Origin of the sequence: Thermorhabdus hydrogeniformans, assembly GCF_049310025.1 — a bacterium.
Taxonomy (GTDB): domain Bacteria; phylum Bacillota; class Thermosediminibacteria; order Thermosediminibacterales; family Tepidanaerobacteraceae; genus JBJYKD01.
Genome location: NZ_JBJYKD010000007.1, coordinates 1 through 14858 on the forward strand (window position 1 = coordinate 1; position 14858 = coordinate 14858).

Here is a 14858-nt window from a genome sequence, read left to right on the forward strand (position 1 = left end):
TTTCCAAAACATTCCTTATGAAATTTTCAAGGTTCGGGAAAAGAAGTAAAAAAGTAGGGTTTCTACACTAGAATCAAACATTGTAAAAGATATAATTGACATCCTTAGAGGAATCGGGAAAAATATAAATGTAAAGTATTTCTAATTCTGTTTGTCTTCCATCTTGATTTTGACATCCTTTCGGGTCCCCGGCTGGTGGCTCTCCAGTTGCGCTGTTTGAGATACCGCCTCCCGGGGATGAGGTCTTCCCGCCGGTTTATAAATATTTGCACCTATTTCTTCCCGGGCAAAAGTCCTCCTCCGGGCAAAAAGCTTTTTCTTGAGAGCCATAATGAACCCCTCCTCAGTCGCATCAAGTCTGGTCCAACCCCGTAAGAACTTTGTCAAAAAGATCGATATTGCACCTTCCTTCCTCCCAGTGAATACACGTCTCGCAGCTGACAATCCTATTTTCCTTGCCCTCTACGGGCATCCACGACACGTCGCCCGAGTAAATATAACCGGGGCACGTTTCTCCAACCGCCTGAAGCTGCATTTTACTCACCATACTTTTTCCCTCCCAAGCTTTATGCTGTCTAATATTATTTTTCTATATAAATCGCAAAATATTTATGGGAGATACAAAACATAGCAATTACACTCTTTTATTGTCAGCGAAATTATTATATAATATATGCTAAGACAATTAAATTTTTTCAATGTATGGGAGGTTTTAAAGGTGCCAATATATGAATTTTACTGTATGGATTGCGGACACAGATTTGAAGAACTGCTGAAGATTTCGGAAAACAACGGCAAAATGGAGTGCCCCAGGTGCAGGGGCACCAATACCAGGAAGGCGGTTTCCGCTTTCTGTACAGGCGGAGGTTCCTCATCCGATTCCTCTTCTTCATCGCACGGATGTAAGTTCGGATGAGGGATAGGGTAAAACAACCCTCGGCGAGGGTTAAACTGCGGTTTTATGCCGAAGGTTTTGTTTTGCCCCCGGCGCATTTCGTATTGCCGATAAAAAAATGATATGGTAAAATCAAACCGTAATTTAATATGTTTTACTGTTGTTACGGTCCGGGAGGAAAAAGGCAGAAAGCCAGTGCAAGCCCGAAGATGTTAACTTTTTAGATTACCGATTTGGAGCTTGCGTCGTGGGGAGGGAAGCCAGGGGTGGAAAGTTTGCTTCCACCCCGAAAATATTATGAATCTGGAACAGGTGCTTGACCGGTTGAAAACCTCAAAAAATGTCATGGACAATATAACTCACTGGGAGATTATCCCCCCAAAACCGGGCGAATATGAGCCTTTTCCCGATTATCTCGATGAAAGACTCGTAAATGTCTTAAGGAAGAAAGGCATATATAAACTTTACTCTCACCAGCGAATGGCTCTAGACGAGGTGGAAAAAGGGCGCAATATCATTGTGGTAACCCCCACGGCTTCGGGGAAAACCCTCTGCTACAATCTGCCGGTGCTGAACACCCTTTTAAGAGACAGAAATTCCAGAGCCATATATCTCTTTCCCACAAAAGCCCTTTCCCAGGATCAGGTATCCGAACTTATGGATATGGTGGACGGGATGGGTGAGGATATAAAAACATTTACATATGACGGCGATACGCCACCCGGCGCGCGGGTGGCCATTCGAAGAGACGGCCACATAGTTGTAACAAATCCCGACATGCTTCACACCGGCATCCTTCCGCATCACACCAAGTGGATCAAGCTGTTTTCGAATTTAAAATATGTTATCATAGACGAGGTGCATACCTATCGCGGAGTTTTCGGCAGTCACACGGCCAATGTGCTCCGCCGACTTCACCGCATTTGCAGGTTTTACGGTTCTAACCCCGTATTTATATGCTGCTCGGCCACCATAGCCAATCCCAAAGAACTTTCGGAAAAACTTACGGGAAGGGAAATGGTCCTTATCGATAAAAACGGTGCCCCTTCCGGCGAAAAAAATATAATATTTTACAACCCTCTGGTTGTCAACCGTCAGCTCGGAATCCGCAGAAGCAGTATTATAGAAGCCAAAAATCTTGCCCTTGAATTTTTAAAAAACCGCATTCAAACCATAACCTTTGCCAGGAGCCGCCTGGCAGTAGAGGTTCTGGTCACATACATCAAAGAAGGAATGAAAAAAATCCCCGGCGGGGAAGGGTGCATAAGGGGTTACCGGGGAGGATATTTGCCCAGGGAACGCAGGGAAATTGAAAGGGGTTTGAGAGAAGGAAAAATTCTGGGAGTCGTCAGCACCAACGCCCTGGAGCTCGGAATAGATATCGGAAACCTGGATGTCAGCATAATCACCGGTTACCCGGGCACGATTTCCAGCACGTGGCAGCAGGCGGGGAGGGCGGGCCGACGTTCGTCGGTATCAGCTTCCATCCTGGTGGCTTCCAGCAACCCGCTGGACCAGTTTATAATAGAACATCCCGACTATTTTTTCGGTTCGCCGCCCGAACACGGCCTCATAAATCCCGACAACCTTTACATACTGGTCAGCCACATAAAGTGCGCCGCCTTTGAGCTGCCATTTGAAGACGGAGAGTTTTTCGGTGGCCAGGCAATAGATGAAATCCTGGCTTTCCTGGAGGGGGAAAGAATCCTGCGCCATGTGGGCGGCCGCTGGCACTGGATGGCCGAGGCTTTTCCCGCCGAAGAGGTCAGTCTGCGCAGCGCATCCGCTGAAAACTTCGTAGTGGTGGACATCACCGAAGGCGCCCGGGTTATAGGGGAAGTGGACAGATCCAGCGCGCCTATGATGATCCACGAGGAAGCCATCTACATCCACGACGGGCAGCAGTACCAGGTGGAAAAACTTGATTATGAGGAAAAAAAGGCTTATGTGAGAAAAGTCAGCGTGGATTACTACACCGATGCGAATCTGGCTGTCGAAATTAAGGTGCTGGACGTATTCAAGGAGGGACATAACAAAAAGCTGGAAAAAAGCTTTGGAGAGGTGATGGTTACCAGCCTGGCCACCATGTTTAAAAAGATTAAGCTCTTCACCCATGAAAATGTGGGTTCGGGCCCTATCCACCTGCCGCCGGAGGAGATGCATACCACCGCCTTCTGGATGGCTGTGCCCGGTGAGATCGACGGACTGACCGGTGGAGAACTGGAGTCGGGCATTCTGGGCCTCTGCAATGTCATGACGAATGTGGCTCCCCTGTTTCTGATGTGCGACCCCAGAGATATACGTGGCGTTGTCCAGATAAGGTCCCCTTTCACCGGCAAACCCACCATATATATTTACGATAATTATCCCGGCGGTGTGGGGTTTTCCGAAAAGCTGTATGAACTTGATGAAACCCTTTTGAGAGCTGCAAGACAGGTGATAATGGAATGCGGCTGTGAAGACGGGTGTCCTTCCTGCGTGGGGCCTTTTGAAGAAGTGGGTCACGGGAGCAAGACTTTTGCGTTAAGAATAATCAAAGAGGTGCTTTCGGATTGAACCTCTCGGAAAAATTGAAGGCCTTTATCAGCGGAAAAGAGTTACATAAAAAAGCGCCGGATTCCTCCCTCGGAGAAAAGCCCGGCGACTTTCAAACTTCAGAAGGGCTCGACAACGGCTGGGGGGAGGATTTATGCCGGCTGACGGGCGGCAGGATTGTTAACACTCCATACGGCCGGCATCTGCTGGTTCAGAATAATTATGACTGGTCTTTCTGCCATGGAGGAATAGAGCTCGGTGAAATTCGCAATATTTCGCCCGAGGCACTGAAGCTCCTGGCAAAAGACGACGGCTATGCTCGCCTTAATTTTAACAGGTCTGTGTTTATTGATACGGAAACCACCGGCCTTGCCGGCGGTTCGGGAACTTATGCTTTCTTGATAGGCGTGGGTTTTTTTGACTGCACCGGTTTTAAACTTAACCAGTATTTTATGATGGACCTCGATGAAGAGCCGGCGGTTTTGTTCAGTCTGGGGAATCTTCTTAAAGGCTTTGAAGCCATAATCAGTTTTAACGGTAGAGCTTACGACATACCGCTTCTTTCGGCCAGGTTCCTGATAAACCGTATGGAAAACCACGTTGAAAAGCCGCTGCACCTGGACCTGTTGTGGTCCGCCCGGCGGCTCTACAGGGAGCGGCTGGAAAGCGTAAGCCTTTCTTCTCTGGAAACCAAACTTTTTTCCCTGCACAGAGAAGGGGACGTTCCGAGTTTTGAAATACCCTCCATATATTTTCGCTATTTAAGAGAGAAAAACCCCTATCCTCTTCAGCCTATATTTCACCATAACCGCATGGATATCCTTTCCCTGGTAACCCTGACGGTAAGGATGGCCGCGGCCCTTGAAAATCCATTTTGTTCAGGGGACTTGCTTGGTCAGGACTACTATTGCCTGGGAAGACTATATGAAGATATGGGGATGATAGAGGAAAGCATAATCTGCTACAACAGAGCCCTTAACGTCCCCGGAGTAAAAGAACGGGCTTATTTGCAACTTTCCCTGCTTTACAAACGACTGGGAAAGTGGAATGACGCGGAGAAACTGTGGATAAAAATGGCCCGGGACAACATACACAGTGTTTTTGCGCTGGTGGAACTGGCCAAGTTTTACGAGCACAGACTTAAAGATTACAAAAAGGCCGCTGTGGCCGCTCAAAGAGCCCTGGAGATAGCGTATAAAAACAAAGGCTTGCTTGGGTTTTCGGCAAAAAACGAGATAGAAGAGTTAAAAAAACGCCTTGCCAGGATAAAATGTAAGCAGGGCAGTATCTCCGAACAGGTAAAAATATTATAGTAAAAATAACTTGGGAGGTATGATCATGAAAAATGCAATAAAAATGGCTGCGGAACTGATGGCAATTTCTGCCAGAACAGCCCCCAAAACGGCGGGCAGGGATTATGTTGAAATAAAAATAGTGGAAGGCGAGCAGCTGACAGCCCTGGGCAAAGAGATGGCGGCGTACGGCAGGGAAAAAGGAAAAGTAAATTATGACCGGGATGGCAAAAACGTGGAGGATTCAGCTGCTGTATTGCTGGTCTCTTTAAAGGAGGCTAAAACTGCAGGGCTCAACTGCGGCGCCTGCGGTTATCCCGAATGTGCCAAATTACCGGCTCTTTCCGAAGGCCCTGAATTCGCCGGCCCCCTTTGCGCCTGGAGGCTTGTGGATCTTGGGATAGCCGTGGGTTCCGCGGTAAAGACCGCCAGCATTCTCAACGTCGATAACCGCATAATGTACCGCATAGGTGTTGTGGCCCGAAAAATGGGTCTTATAGAAGGAGAAGTGGTGCTGGGGATCCCGCTTTCAGCCAGCGGCAAAAATATATATTTTGACAGAAAGTGACCCTCTACACCATACCGTATAAAAATTAAAATTTGCGGAGATATGAAACGTCAGCCTGCAATTGTTTTTTCTATCCGGAAGAAGGGTGTTAGCTTCAAGACCAATTATTCACTTATCCTGCGACAGGGAGATTCCTCATGGTACCACCTCGCGATTTTTAGCCGCTTATAAACAAGGCCGATTGCGAAATTATTTCAAGGTCAAAAAATCCCATTTAACCGATTGTTCTCTGGAAATATTTTAAAAAAAGGTATAAAATATTTAAAAAGTCGACACTTACGGAGGTAATGAATTATGAAATTTTTTTTGGATACCGCCAATGTAAACGAAATCCGGGAGGCTGCGTCTCTCGGGGTGATTTCGGGCGTAACTACAAATCCGACGCTGATCTCCAAAGAGGGAAGGGATTTTAAGGAAACAATTCTGGAAATAACCTCAATAGTGGACGGTCCTGTAAGCGCCGAAGTGATAAGCCTGGATGCTGAAGGCATGATTAAAGAGGCCGTGGACATTGCCTCCTGGCACCCCAATGTCGTCATAAAAATTCCTATGGTCTGGGAGGGCCTTAAAGCCGTAAAGGAACTGAGTAAAAGAGGAATAAAGACGAACGTGACTCTGATTTTTTCACCCAATCAGGCGCTGCTCGCCGCCAGGGCGGGAGCGACTTTCGTAAGCCCGTTCGTGGGCAGATTCACCGATATCAGCCAGGACGGTATAGCACTGATTTCAGATATTGCCGAGATTTTTGGATATCACGACATTTCCACCCAGATAATTGCGGCCAGTATAAGAACCCCCATGGACGTGATAAATGCCGCCAAAGCCGGAGCCCACATCGCAACGGTGCCTTTCAAGGTGCTTCAACAAATGGTAAAGCACCCCCTGACAGATATTGGGATAGAGCGCTTTCTGGAAGATTGGAAGAAGGTTCCAAAAAAATCTTAGCTAATTCGGCAGGAGGGCAGGGTATGTCGACCTGCCCTTTTTGGTTAAAATTTAGCCTCCTCCCAATACACAGAGGCAGGGCCTTGAATTTGAATAAAAACCTCTACTTCTTATTTTCCGGTCCCCGCTCAGGGTCCAGGACCTTTCTTTTTCCTCTCACCCTGTCTAAATCCTGTTTTCGAACTGCCAGTTCAAGAGCCGTTTCCTGCCTGGCTTCCCCTTTGTCTTTTGAAGATTTTTTTTGCTTTTCCATTTTCCTCCTCCTGATAGTTTCTACTAAAATTAGTATTATTCTGGGTAACGGGATTTATTTATGTTATAATAAAAATGAGCCTAAAAAATCCGGGGAGGTAATAGATATGCCAAGACTACCCAGAAATTTTCTTGTATATTTATTAATGCTTTTTATTGCGGCAGGATGTACGGCGAGATTTAAGACATATCAGGATGACAGCGGCTCTAAAAAGCTCCAAAAAGTCGCACTTTATTTTTTAGACAACAACGGCAGGCAGCTGGTACTCGAAGAAAGGGAATTACCGGCGGACGGCCCTTTTTATGAGACCATCCTGAGAGAATTAATTAAAGGCCCTGAGGAGCCCGGCGACCTCCCGGTGATACGGCAGGATATGAGTTTTGCTTCCGTTGAGAGAAGAGATGATACAATAGTCGTGAACTTTAAAGGACAAGAGAGAGAATTTCTTGACAAATCTCCGCTTTTTATCGACTCCATGGTTCTTACCATGACACAACTGGAAGGGATAAATAAAGTGAGAATTCTCGTGGACGGGGTTCCGTACGACAGCGAGAATCAGGGCTACTATTTTAGAAAGGTAAGGCTCGGGCCGGTATATGTGAGCAAAAACCGGCAGGAGCGATTAAGACAACAGGCCGAAAGCGGGGAAAAAGAATTTCTTTACGATCCGGTGGAAACAGCCAGAAAAGAAGGAGGAGCCCTCGGGTTTTTACCGTCGGATGATTACAAACTCGTTTCAAAACATGACAAAGGCGGAGGTTCGGGCACCGGCGAAGCTTATGTAGAAGTTAAGCACGGTGACAGATACTATACCGTACGGCTGATTCAGCCTTTCGGCACCGGTGAAAAAAGCATATGGTTGATTAGCAGCGTATCCAGAAAAATCACCCCGATTTCCGAAGCCGATCCTGCCAGAGGAGAAGTGTTTATTTACGGCAGGGTTAAAAGCATTGATGTGGAACAAAGAATAATACACATAGAAAGGGAATATATGGACTCGCGTGATGCGCAAATAAAGGCCGGTCCGGATATATATGTATTGCCCGAAGCTGTTATCCATTACCAGGAAAAAATTGGAGTCTCCCCTTCCGGGTATGATTATGCGGAATACGATGTGGGATTGGCCGATATTAAACCCGGCGATGAACTGGGTATAATCATTACAAAGGATAAAAACGCTAGGGCCATCATTATCTCTGGAAGGGAATAAACAGTGATTAGAAGGAGAAAAAATAAATTCTTTCGCAGGAATAGAGCGATCTATTCCTTTTTTTTAGGCAAATCCCTGTTTTTACAAGAGTCAAATGTGATATTTTTCACTTTTATTGACAAATTTTAAATAATAGAGTTATAATTAAATTGAACGAATGATTATAATATGCACAAATGTTCAACCAAGGAGAAATGTAATGGTGAGCAACTGGAAAGATACCAGACTGCTAATAAGGATTGCCCACATGTACTATGAGGAAAACAAGACCCAGCAGGAGATAGCGAACAAGCTCGGCGTATCCAGACCTTCGGTGTCCAGACTCCTGCAAAAAGCCCGTGAAGAAGGGATAGTAGAGATAAAGATCAGCTATGAAGGAAGCTTTACAAAACTTGAAGACACGCTGGAAAAGACTTTCGGGCTGAAAGAGGCGGTTATAACCCCCTTTGAGGAAGGAGAAGGGCTCAAGCGGCTCCTGGCGGAAGCCGCTGCCGCCTTTCTGGTTAGAGCATTGAAGGATAAGGATGTTGTTGGAGTCTCATGGGGAACGACTCTGGCTTATATACCGGAATTTTTAAAAAGTGCGCCGAAGCTGAATGTTACGTTTGTTCCGCTGGTCGGAGGTGTAGGGCAGACCCGGCTTGATGTACATTCAAATCAGATTGTAATAAATTTGGCCCGGGCTTTTAACGGCAGCTGGCAGCTGCTGCACGCACCGGCGATAGTTGACAGCATACAGGTTAGAGACACCATTTTATCCGATAAGAATATCAAGCAGGTTCTGGAAGTGGCTCAAAACGCCAGTGTAGCTATAATCGGAATCGGTTCTCCCTTGAATCCCAGTTCCACAATGCGGGAAACGGGTTACTTTTCGGAGACGGTGCTGGAGGAGTTGAAAAAGGGCGGAGCAGTATGCGATATGTGTTCCCGGTTTCTGGATAAAAATGGCGACCTGTGCCCCGTTCAGCTAAACCAGAGAGTAATTGGCGTTTCCATAGAGAGCATTAAAAAAATTCCGCTGGTCATAGGAGTGGCCGGTGGGCCGGACAAGCACGAAGCCATTCTGGCTGCGCTCAAAGGAAATCTTCTTGATGTGCTCATCACCGATGAAAAAACCGGCAATTTTCTCCTGGGCAAAATTTAATTGGATAAACCGGAGGAAGTCATGTGGATTAAGATCCTGGTGATAATGGGATTCATGTGGGTGTTGCAAGGGGTTTTAACATATTTTCAGATAAAAAATTTTCAGAGAAAATTAAAAGAAATGAAAAAGCACGGCAGGGTTGGGGTCGGGACAGTTAAAGGCAGGCTGGGGGCGGGAGCCATAGTTATTCTTGCGGCTGACAGGCGGGGGAGAATAGTCGACGCCCAGAGAATGTCAGGAATTTCAGTTTTTGCGAGGTTCAGACCGTTGAAAGGTATAAAAGATTTATATTACTGGGAAATTTCACATACCGCCGGTGATTATGATAGAGTCACTCAAAATTCTCTTTTGATTGCCGCCGATTCTCTCAAAAAGCAATATGAGGGAGACGGTGTCAAACATTCATAAAATGCTATGGAGGGGAGGTGTCGAGAAAAAGCGGGTGGTGAAAGCTGTATAACGGTTTGAGTCAAATTTTTAAACAAGTATGGAGGTAGAAAAAAGTGGAAATATTGGCTAATTTCGCCCAGGCCTTCATAGGCCTATTCCAGGAAGGTGGGAAAACATTTTTAGGCCTTGCGGGCGGCATACTGCCCACTCTTATTACTTTAATGACCGCGGTTAACGCACTTGTCAAATTTGTCGGCCAGGAGAGGATAAACGGAATAGCACGGACTGCGGGCAAGTATACTTTGCTGCGCTATACCGTACTGCCGTTCCTGGCGGTGTTCTTCCTGACCAACCCCATGGCATACACCTTCGGAAGGTTTTTGCCGGAAAAATATAAACCTGCATTTTACGATGCCGCCGTATCCTTCGTTCACCCGATCCTGGGATTATTTCCCCATGCAAATCCAGCCGAACTCTTTGTCTACATGGGCATAGCCCAGGGCATACAACAACTGGGCCTGCCTCTGGGTGAACTGGCCATCAGGTATTTTATAGTTGGTTTAATAGTTATATTCATCCGGGGTATTGTCACCGAGAGGCTTACCCTCAGGATGATGAGACAAAGAGATCTGGTTAGAGGAGGGGAAATATAAATGGGATACAGAGCCGTAAAGATTGAAAAAGGTCCCGGCGGCTGGGGAGGCCCGCTTGTAATAAAACCCACCGAGGGGAAAGATAAAATCGTATCCGTGACCGGGGGAGGTATTGACCCCGTAGCTCAGAAAATAGCGGAGCTCACCGGGGGTACAGCCTTTGACGGCTTTAAATCATCGGTGCCGGAAGACCAGATTTGTTGTGTCGTTATTGATTGCGGAGGAACTGCCCGCTGCGGTGTATACCCGAAAAAGCGCATTCCAACCATTAATCTAACCCCGGTGGGTCAAGTAGGACCGCTGGCGCAGTATATTAAAGAGGATATCTATGTATCCGGCGTGAAGGTGGAAAATATAGCCCTGGAATCCGGAGAAGAAGCGGAAAAAGCCGTTTCAACCACGGCCGCAGGTGATTCACCGAAAGAGGTATCGAGGCAGTTCAGCAACAACGGGAGCGGCCGTAAGGCGGGTATAATCGAGAGGATCGGTCGGGGTATGGGTGGAGTTGTCGGCATATTCTATCAATCCGGCCGTGAGACCATCGAACAGATAATAAAGAATATTCTCCCGTTCATGGCTTTTGTGGCCACCCTGATAGGTATTATATTAAAATCCGGCGTTGGAGAATGGATAGCTCGCGGGATATCTCCCATGGCTGGCACGCTTCCAGGCCTGCTGATAATTTCTGTCATATGTGCATTGCCGGTTTTATCTCCGCTGCTTGGCCCCGGTGCAGTCATTGCCCAAGTGGTAGGGGTACTGGTGGGGGTTGAAATTGGCAAAGGCAATGTACCTCCACAGTTTGCCCTCCCGGCCTTATTTGCCATAAACCCCCAGGTGGGGTGCGACTTCATCCCCGTGGGCCTCAGTTTGGGAGAGGCAGAACCTGAAACGGTAGAGGTAGGCGTTGGCGCCATACTGATTTCAAGGTTGATAACCGGCCCAATAGCTGTTTTAATTGCCTATCTGTTCAGCTTTGGATTATATACCGGATAGTTATGTAATAAAAAATAACGAGCTATGGCGCCGCAAGGCGCCATAGCTCTTGAAGGAGTGGAAAGATGAAAAAATATGAAGCTACAGTAACGGCCATAGGTGAACTTGTAGAAGAATTTTTGAGTCAGAGAATTATGGTACTGTTTAACAAGAATGCTCCTCTGGAACTTCAGGATATTTCCGTACTCCATACCGGCGGAGAACTTTTGGAAGACGTAAGAGTGGGAGACAATTTAAGCATAGGGGACAGGCGGTATACCGTGACGGCCGTGGGCGATGTGGCCAATAAAAACATCCGGAGAATGGGCCATACCTGTCTGAAGTTTGACGGTAGGACCTCGCCCGAGTTGCCCGGGGATATTCACCTTAAAGGTGACGAGCCTCCCCGAGTAAACCTTGGAGAGAAAATAATTATCGAAGGATAGATATATTGCAGAAATATTAAGGATAGATATATTATAGGTAAATCCTGTGCAAAAGCCATAAAGCTTTTGATATATATATTGTCATTATAAAATCTTTATATGGGAGATGGAAAAATGTTAAATTTAAACACAAAACTAAAACAACTGGAGGAAAGCGGTAAAAGAATAAATGTAAGCCTGGTGGGCGCAGGGCAGATGGGCAGGGGCATGACCAGCCAGATGTTCTGCATGAAAGGTCTGCGCCCGGTGGTGATTTCCGACATAAATCTAGAAAGAGCCAGGGAAGCGTATATTTTGGCGGGGATAGCCCACGATGATATAACCAGGGCAGAGACCCCGTCGGAAGCTGAAGAGGCAATAAGCAGAGGCAAATACGTGATCACCGATGACATCGATGTGGCTGTAAAGACGCTTCCGGTTGATGTGGTGATAGACGCCACCGGCGTGCCGGAAGTAGGTGCTCAGCTGGCTTTAGAATCCATCTATAACGGTAAACATATTGTCATGTTAAACGTAGAAACCGACGTGACGGTAGGCCCTATATTGAAAAAGATGGCCGACAGCGCCGGAGTGGTATACACAGTTTCTGCCGGCGATGAGCCCGGTGCCATAAAAGAATTATACGATTTTGCCGACGCCATGGGATTTGAAGTGCTGGTGGCGGGAAAGGGCAAAAATAACCCTTTGAATCTGGATGCCAATCCCGACACCGTAAGAGAAAAGGCTCAGGCTCAGAAGATGAATCCAAAAATGCTGGCATCTTTTGTGGATGGAACAAAAACAATGGTAGAAATGACCGCTGTTTCCAATGCTCTGGGATTTTTGCCTACAAAGAGGGGCATGATCGGCCCCAAAGCCACTGTCAAAGAATTGCCTAAATTACTGAGTTTAAAAGAACAGGGAGGTATTCTTGACCGCTATCAGGTTGTAGAATACGTCAACGGAATCGCACCTGGGGTTTTTGTGATTGTAACTTCAAAGCTACGGGCGGTCAGGGAAGAGATGGCTTATCTCTCCATGGGGGAAGGACCCAATTACGTTTTTTACAGGCCCTATCATCTCACCAGCATTGAAACACCGTTATCAGCGGCCAGGGCTTACATCTACCATGAACCTACCATCGCTCCCAAAGGCGCACCGGTTTCCGAGACGGTGGCGGTGGCCAAAAAGGACCTGAAGGCAGGGGATCACCTGGACGGTATCGGAGGTTACACGGTTTATGGAGTAATCGACACGTATGAAAACGCCAAAAAGGAGAACGCACTCCCCATAGGCCTTGTCAATGATAAGGTCGTTCTTAAGCGGGATGTCAAAAAAGGTCAGACGATTACTTATGAGATGGTGGAATTGGATGAGAATTCGCTAATTCTGCAACTCAGGAGGATGCAGGATAGGCTCATAAAATAATGGCATATAAAGAGGAAAATAAAGTGCAGGGGGCGGAAAAGCCCCTTAGCTTTCGCCTGAAATAGTTGGCATAAAAATTGCTTAAAATAATCAGATGAAACAATTTATGACAAATGTTCGCCAAGCCTTAATCTTTTTAAGGAGATGATCTGCATGTCACTCACGAAAGAGAAAAAATTGTGGATGTATCGGAAGATGTATGAGATAAGGTGTTTTGAACTGGAAGTAGACAGGCTTTTTAAGGCCAACCTCATATGGGGCACCTGCCACCTTTCGGTAGGCGAAGAAGCCTCTGCAGTGGGTGCCGTAGCCGCTCTGGAAGAAGGCGACATGATAACCAGCACTCACAGGGGCCATGGCCACTGCATTGCAAAAGGCGGCAAGCTCCCCCAGATGTTTGCGGAGCTGCTGGGTAAGGAGACCGGCTATTGCCGCGGCCGTGGGGGATCCATGCACATAGCCGACCTTGAAAGCGGCAACCTGGGTGCCAACGGCATCGTTGGCGGAGGAATCCCCATAGCCACCGGCGCCGCTCTTGCCTCAAAAATGAAAAAAGACGGCAAAGTTACGGTATGCTTCTTCGGCGACGGTGCGTCAAACCAGGGGTGCTTCCATGAATCGGTGAACCTGGCCTCCGTGTGGAAACTGCCGGTGGTCTACGTCTGCGAAAACAACCTCTACGGCATGTCCGTACCCTTTGCCAAAGCAAGCGCGGTAAAAAACGTAGCCGACAGGGCGGCGGCTTACGGAATACCCGGCGAAGTCGTTGACGGCAACGATGTGGAAGCGGTATATGAAGTCGTAAAAAAAGCCGTAGACAGGGCAAGGAGAGGAGAAGGCCCCTCCATCGTAGAAGCAAAGACCTACCGCTGGATGGGCCACTCCAAGAGCGACGCCAATGTATACAGGACAAAGGAAGAAATAGAAGAATGGAAACAAAAATGCCCCATAAAGCGCTACAGGGCAAAACTTGTTCAGGAATGCACGGCCACACCGGAAGAGCTGGACAGAATAGAAAGGGAAGTAGAAAAAGCCATCCAGGAGGCCATAGAATACGCCAAAAACAGCCCCGAACCCAGAGTGGAAGATATCATGGACGGCGTTTACGCATAAAGACAAAATTTAAAAACTGCCATGTGGAGGAGATAAAATGCCGGAAAAACTGTATATAGAAGCCCTGCGAGAGGGCTTAAGAGAAGAAATGTTGAGAGACGAGAGAGTGTTTATCCTGGGCGAAGACGTGGGCCTTTACGGCGGCGCCTTTGGAGTGACCAAAGGCCTCTTTGACGAATTCGGCGAAGAAAGAATAAAAGACACGCCCATCTCCGAAGCAGCCATAGCCGGTGCCGCGGTGGGAGCGGCCCTCTGCGGCATGAGGCCCGTAGCCGAAATCATGTTTTTCGACTTTTTCACCATCGCCATGGACCAGATAGTAAACCAGGGGGCGAAAAACCGCTACATGTTCGGCGGCAAGGCAAAAGTTCCCATGGTCATAAGGGGACCCATGGGCTCCGGGACAGGAGCCGCTGCCCAGCACTCCCAGAGCTTCCCGGCGGTCTTCGCCCACTTTCCGGGGCTCAAAGTCGTAATGCCGTCGACTCCGTATGACGTAAAGGGCCTCATAAAAGCCTCCATAAGAGACGACAACCCGGTGGTATTTGCAGAACACAAACTGCTCTACAGGGTGAAGGGCGAAGTCCCCGACGAAGACTATATCATACCCCTGGGCCGGGCAGACATCAAAAGAAAAGGCAAAGACGTCACCGTGGTAGCCGGCTCCATCATGGTGATTCGTGCCCTGGAGGCCGCAAAAGAACTCGAAAAAGAAGGCGTAGACGTGGAAATAGTGGACCCCAGGACGCTGAAGCCCCTGGACATGGACACAATCATAAAATCCGTAAAAAAAACCGGCCGGGTGGTAATAGTGGAAGACGACCCCATAAGCTTCGGCTGGGGAGCGGAAGTGGCCGCGGGTATTGCAGGAAGCTCCGCTTTCGACTACCTGGACGCCCCGATAAAGCGCCTGGCGGGCCTCGACATACCCATCCCCTACAACCCGAACCTCGAGAAGCACGCCGTACCCCAGGTGGAAGACATAATAAAAGGAATAAAAGAAACACTGAGATAAAATAGATACTAAGGAAA

General features: G+C 47.6%; 17 protein-coding genes. 14 read left to right on the top strand and 3 right to left on the bottom strand.

Annotated features, from left to right (window positions below; all coding sequences use genetic code 11):
• Nucleotides 1-141: 141 nt before the first annotated feature.
• Both ACKX14_RS04710 and ACKX14_RS04715 read right to left on the bottom strand, forming a co-directional pair.
• Nucleotides 142-330 carry a hypothetical protein gene (locus ACKX14_RS04710; RefSeq protein WP_422445167.1) on the bottom strand — a complete coding sequence of 63 codons (189 nt, stop codon included), beginning with the start codon at nt 328-330 and terminating at the stop codon, nt 142-144.
• 22 nt (nt 331-352) lie between these two features.
• Entirely contained in the window at nt 353-547 is a 195-nt protein-coding gene (locus ACKX14_RS04715; protein WP_422445169.1) for a hypothetical protein, read from the bottom strand.
• A gap of 171 nt (nt 548-718) precedes the next feature.
• On the opposite strand from ACKX14_RS04715, the gene ACKX14_RS04720 reads away from it, so the two are divergent.
• From ACKX14_RS04720 to fsa, 5 genes are all read left to right on the top strand, one after another.
• Nucleotides 719-916, top strand: coding sequence for an FmdB family zinc ribbon protein (locus tag ACKX14_RS04720; protein WP_422445171.1), 198 nt, complete (start codon nt 719-721; stop codon nt 914-916).
• Between the two features lie 276 nt (nt 917-1192).
• On the top strand, nt 1193-3451 hold the full coding sequence (locus ACKX14_RS04725; protein WP_422445441.1) for a DEAD/DEAH box helicase: 2259 nt from the start codon (nt 1193-1195) through the stop codon (nt 3449-3451).
• On the top strand, nt 3448-4743 hold the full coding sequence (locus ACKX14_RS04730) for a ribonuclease H-like domain-containing protein (RefSeq protein WP_422445173.1): 1296 nt from the start codon (nt 3448-3450) through the stop codon (nt 4741-4743). The genes ACKX14_RS04725 and ACKX14_RS04730 overlap by 4 nt, the downstream gene beginning before the upstream one ends.
• 25 nt (nt 4744-4768) lie before the next feature.
• Nucleotides 4769-5290 (top strand): ferredoxin domain-containing protein, encoded by a 522-nt coding sequence (locus ACKX14_RS04735; RefSeq protein WP_422445175.1) that lies wholly within the window; start codon nt 4769-4771, stop codon nt 5288-5290.
• 294 nt (nt 5291-5584) lie between these two features.
• A complete protein-coding gene (gene fsa / locus ACKX14_RS04740; RefSeq protein ID WP_422445177.1) occupies nt 5585-6235 on the top strand; it encodes a fructose-6-phosphate aldolase in 651 nt (216 codons plus the stop codon).
• Between the two features lie 103 nt (nt 6236-6338).
• Here fsa and ACKX14_RS04745 read toward each other — a convergent pair whose 3' ends face one another.
• The gene (locus ACKX14_RS04745; protein WP_422445179.1) at nt 6339-6488 is read right to left on the bottom strand and encodes a hypothetical protein; all 150 of its coding nucleotides are present in this window, start codon (nt 6486-6488) and stop codon (nt 6339-6341) included.
• A gap of 106 nt (nt 6489-6594) precedes the next feature.
• Here ACKX14_RS04745 and ACKX14_RS04750 point away from each other — a divergent pair, with 106 nt between their 5' ends.
• From ACKX14_RS04750 to ACKX14_RS04790, 9 genes are all read left to right on the top strand, one after another.
• Nucleotides 6595-7698 (top strand): GerMN domain-containing protein, encoded by a 1104-nt coding sequence (locus ACKX14_RS04750; RefSeq protein WP_422445181.1) that lies wholly within the window; start codon nt 6595-6597, stop codon nt 7696-7698.
• Between the two features lie 199 nt (nt 7699-7897).
• Nucleotides 7898-8842: a sugar-binding transcriptional regulator gene (locus ACKX14_RS04755; protein WP_422445183.1), complete on the top strand. Its 945-nt coding sequence runs from the start codon at nt 7898-7900 to the stop codon at nt 8840-8842.
• A 21-nt stretch (nt 8843-8863) separates the two neighbouring features.
• Nucleotides 8864-9250 carry a transcriptional regulator GutM gene (locus ACKX14_RS04760; RefSeq protein ID WP_422445185.1) on the top strand — a complete coding sequence of 129 codons (387 nt, stop codon included), beginning with the start codon at nt 8864-8866 and terminating at the stop codon, nt 9248-9250.
• A gap of 95 nt (nt 9251-9345) precedes the next feature.
• Nucleotides 9346-9885, top strand: coding sequence for a PTS glucitol/sorbitol transporter subunit IIC (gene srlA, locus ACKX14_RS04765; protein ID WP_422445187.1), 540 nt, complete (start codon nt 9346-9348; stop codon nt 9883-9885).
• Nucleotides 9886-10881: a PTS glucitol/sorbitol transporter subunit IIB gene (gene srlE, locus ACKX14_RS04770; protein WP_422445189.1), complete on the top strand. Its 996-nt coding sequence runs from the start codon at nt 9886-9888 to the stop codon at nt 10879-10881.
• 65 nt (nt 10882-10946) lie between these two features.
• Nucleotides 10947-11306, top strand: coding sequence for a PTS glucitol/sorbitol transporter subunit IIA (locus tag ACKX14_RS04775; protein ID WP_422445191.1), 360 nt, complete (start codon nt 10947-10949; stop codon nt 11304-11306).
• A gap of 114 nt (nt 11307-11420) precedes the next feature.
• Nucleotides 11421-12713, top strand: a complete 1293-nt coding sequence (locus tag ACKX14_RS04780; RefSeq protein WP_422445193.1) for an NAD(P)H-dependent oxidoreductase — start codon at nt 11421-11423, stop codon at nt 12711-12713.
• A 153-nt stretch (nt 12714-12866) separates the two neighbouring features.
• Complete coding sequence (locus ACKX14_RS04785; protein WP_422445195.1) at nt 12867-13826, top strand: thiamine pyrophosphate-dependent dehydrogenase E1 component subunit alpha; 960 nt, start codon at nt 12867-12869, stop codon at nt 13824-13826.
• A 37-nt stretch (nt 13827-13863) separates the two neighbouring features.
• Nucleotides 13864-14841 carry an alpha-ketoacid dehydrogenase subunit beta gene (locus tag ACKX14_RS04790; protein ID WP_422445197.1) on the top strand — a complete coding sequence of 326 codons (978 nt, stop codon included), beginning with the start codon at nt 13864-13866 and terminating at the stop codon, nt 14839-14841.
• Nucleotides 14842-14858: the final 17 nt, after the last annotated feature.

Bases quoted from the DNA above. Each gene is read 5' to 3' on its own strand.
- ACKX14_RS04710 (WP_422445167.1), bottom strand. From the start codon at position 330: ATGGCTCTCAAGAAAAAGCTTTTTGCCCGGAGGAGGACTTTTGCCCGG.
- ACKX14_RS04715 (WP_422445169.1), bottom strand. From the start codon at position 547: ATGGTGAGTAAAATGCAGCTTCAGGCGGTTGGAGAAACGTGCCCCGGT.
- ACKX14_RS04725 (WP_422445441.1), top strand. From the start codon at position 1,193: ATGAATCTGGAACAGGTGCTTGACCGGTTGAAAACCTCAAAAAATGTC.
- ACKX14_RS04735 (WP_422445175.1), top strand. From the start codon at position 4,769: ATGAAAAATGCAATAAAAATGGCTGCGGAACTGATGGCAATTTCTGCC.
- fsa (WP_422445177.1), top strand. From the start codon at position 5,585: ATGAAATTTTTTTTGGATACCGCCAATGTAAACGAAATCCGGGAGGCT.
- ACKX14_RS04745 (WP_422445179.1), bottom strand. From the start codon at position 6,488: ATGGAAAAGCAAAAAAAATCTTCAAAAGACAAAGGGGAAGCCAGGCAG.
- ACKX14_RS04750 (WP_422445181.1), top strand. From the start codon at position 6,595: ATGCCAAGACTACCCAGAAATTTTCTTGTATATTTATTAATGCTTTTT.
- ACKX14_RS04755 (WP_422445183.1), top strand. From the start codon at position 7,898: ATGGTGAGCAACTGGAAAGATACCAGACTGCTAATAAGGATTGCCCAC.
- ACKX14_RS04760 (WP_422445185.1), top strand. From the start codon at position 8,864: ATGTGGATTAAGATCCTGGTGATAATGGGATTCATGTGGGTGTTGCAA.
- srlE (WP_422445189.1), top strand. From the start codon at position 9,886: ATGGGATACAGAGCCGTAAAGATTGAAAAAGGTCCCGGCGGCTGGGGA.
- ACKX14_RS04775 (WP_422445191.1), top strand. From the start codon at position 10,947: ATGAAAAAATATGAAGCTACAGTAACGGCCATAGGTGAACTTGTAGAA.
- ACKX14_RS04780 (WP_422445193.1), top strand. From the start codon at position 11,421: ATGTTAAATTTAAACACAAAACTAAAACAACTGGAGGAAAGCGGTAAA.
- ACKX14_RS04785 (WP_422445195.1), top strand. From the start codon at position 12,867: ATGTCACTCACGAAAGAGAAAAAATTGTGGATGTATCGGAAGATGTAT.
- ACKX14_RS04790 (WP_422445197.1), top strand. From the start codon at position 13,864: ATGCCGGAAAAACTGTATATAGAAGCCCTGCGAGAGGGCTTAAGAGAA.